Genomic DNA, 2,650 nt, shown 5'->3' on the forward strand with positions numbered 1-2,650 from the left:
GGCCATGCCGGCGCCGCTACCGGTGGCGCCGCCCTTGGCGTAGCCGGCCATTGTCCCGGTCGCGTTGAGCTTGTTGATGGCCATGGCACTGCGGGCCACCGAAATGCCGGTCTGCACGGCGGCCAGCGCCACCCCCACCGGGCCCATTTCGGAGAACGTGGCCCAGATGGCCTGCACCTCGGCGATGCCCTCGGCGATAATCTTGGCCCCGGAGAGGGCCAGGTACATCCCGTGGTGCTTCCGCCGGGCCTCCTCGTCCTGGAATAACAGGTCGATGCCGAACTGGGTGACGTCGCTGGCCGTTTTCAGGCCCAGCTGCATGATTTGCCGCTTAGCCTCTTCGCGCTTCTTCGTATCAGCCAGCACCGTCGTGTTGTGGTCCTTGTCCAGCTTTTCCAGCTCCTTGTACTTCTTCCGATACTCAGCTCCCTCTTTCCCGCCGAACAGGGCCAGCAGTGCCAGCTCTGCCTCCAGGGCCGCGTGCTTCACCTCGTACATCCGCTCGTGGTAACGCTGCTCGGAGAGCAGGGCCGCATCGAACTGGTCCTGCACAAGTGCCTCCTTCTCCGCTTCAGCAGCTTCTAGGTCAGCAATCTGCTCCGCTACGTCGTCCTCGACCTGCTTGGCATCCTCCTGGGCGTACCTGGCCTGCAGCTCCTGCTGCTTCTGCCGGGCCTCGGCCGTGATGAGTGCCACGGTGGCCTCCTGCTCCTGGCGCAGGGCGATGATTTTCGCTTTTTTCTGCTGCTCGGTACCCGTCACGAGTAGTTCCTCCTTCTTCTCCGCAGCGGCGGCCGCCACAATTTTGCGCTGCGCATCGAGCTCGATGCGGCCCAGCTCCACCTGGCGCTGGTTGCCTTGGGCGAGCAGGGCTGCCTCTCGTAGGTTGAGCAGCATCTCCTGGTGGTGGCGCTCGGCCTCAATCTCGGCCTCGTGCTGCTTGAGCAGCGCCGCCAGCCGTTTCTTCAGGGCAGCCGCCGACTCTCCGGCCGGCGCATCAGCCTTGGGTGGGGGCAGGCTGCCTTCCTCCGCGGGTGTTTCCTCCGTGCTGACCCGCACCGTGCGGGTGATGTGGTTGTTTTTATTGGCCTCGTAGCCCTTCATGAACGACTCGGCCGCCCGCTGCCCGCTGCTCAGCGCCACATCGGCCGTGGCGCTGAGCGCCGACTTAAAGCCGGCCAAAATCTTGTCCTTGTCGAGTGTAAAAATGCCCACGATGAGGTCGCCCACCCCGCCCAGAATCTTGAGCGCGTCGTCCTTGATGGTCAGAAACAGGCTGGTTACGACTGCCACCAGCCCGCCGAGCACGCCGCGCAGCAGCTCGCTGGCGTTGTACCACTCGATGAAGTTATCGACCAGGTAGCGGCTCACCTGCAACGCCGCCCGCAAGGGCATGAGCAGCACCGTGAGCGCCGTTTTCAGCACCTCGATAACGATGGCGGCCGTGTCGGTCTTCTCGTTAAACAGGCCCAGGCTCTCCAGCACGTCACCGATTTCGTGGTAGAAGTTCAGGAACTCGTCGACCAGGGCGCCGGCCATCTCCACCAGCGGGTCGGCCTTGTCGAGCACCCGGCCCAGCCACTGGCTCAGTGCGTCGAGCACCTGGTTGACTTTGCCGCCCACCGTCTCTTTGAACTCGCCGAACCACATGCTCAGCGTGGCCACCCCGCCGGCCGACTTGCGCGCGGCCTCCGCCGTGCCCCCGAACTCCTTGTTCAACTCGCGCAGAATCAGGCGCTGGGCCCCGGCCGTATCGCCGGCCTTGACCATCTGCGTAATCTGCTCCTTCTGCTGCTCGGTGAAGCTCACCCCCACCCGCGTCAGGGCCGTGATGCCCTTAATCGGGTCGTTCAGGGCCTTGCCCACCTGGATGCTGGCGCCCTTCAGGTCGGCCGGCCCGTCGCCGCCCATCTTCGTGGCCAGGTCCTGAATGGCGGGAATGGCGTCCTCAAACACGCCCTTTTTGATGTTGGTGAAGGTGAGCAGCAGCGCCGAGGCGGCGTTGGTTTCGTCGTCGTCGAAGAGCGTGACCTTGGCCCGGGCCTCGCCGATGCTGCGGATTTCCTGGGCCGTGAGCCCGGCCGCGTGGGCCGTGCTGCGCAGCGTGTTTTCCAGGTCGGCCGAGGTCTTGGCGCTGGCCAGCGCCTCCTCGCGCGAGGCCATGAAGAAGCCCCACACCTGCTGCACCATGCCCAGGATACCGCCCCCGGTGAAAAGGGCAAACGCATTGGCGAAGGCCTGCTTCATCACGCCGGCCGACTGACTCACGCCGGTGAGCTCGGCCTTCACCTCCGTAATCTTGCCTTTCAGCGCCTGGTAGTCGGCGATGAGCTTCGCGCGGCCCGGGTCGTCGGCCGACATTTTGCGAAACTGGCTGTAGAGCACGGCCGCGGCCGCGTCCATTTCCTTGAGCGAGGCGTTGGCCTTCTGCCCGTTGACGATGATTTCAATCGTCCGTTGTTCGGTATTCTGTCCCATCCTCCCTCCTATTCAACTGCGGTTCAACTTCACTTATAAGGTAATCTCAATCGGCTCGGCCGGCACCGCGGCCGCGGCCGTGGCCAGGCTCACCGTGCCCCACAACTCACTCACCAGCTCGCTCAGCCGGTGCGTTTCGCGGCCCATCTGCCGGCTGTACCAGCGCTTGGCC

The 2,650-nt window shown here is 64.6% G+C and carries 1 protein-coding gene; it reads right to left on the reverse strand.

All coding sequences use genetic code 11. The annotated features are described in order from the left end of the window. Positions 1-2,478 (reverse strand): hypothetical protein (locus ACYVDE_RS19760; RefSeq protein ID WP_460503255.1); only part of this gene is annotated, 2,478 nt, incomplete at its 3' end. Positions 2,479-2,650 lie beyond the last annotated feature (172 nt).

The organism is Hymenobacter agri (assembly GCF_054778495.1).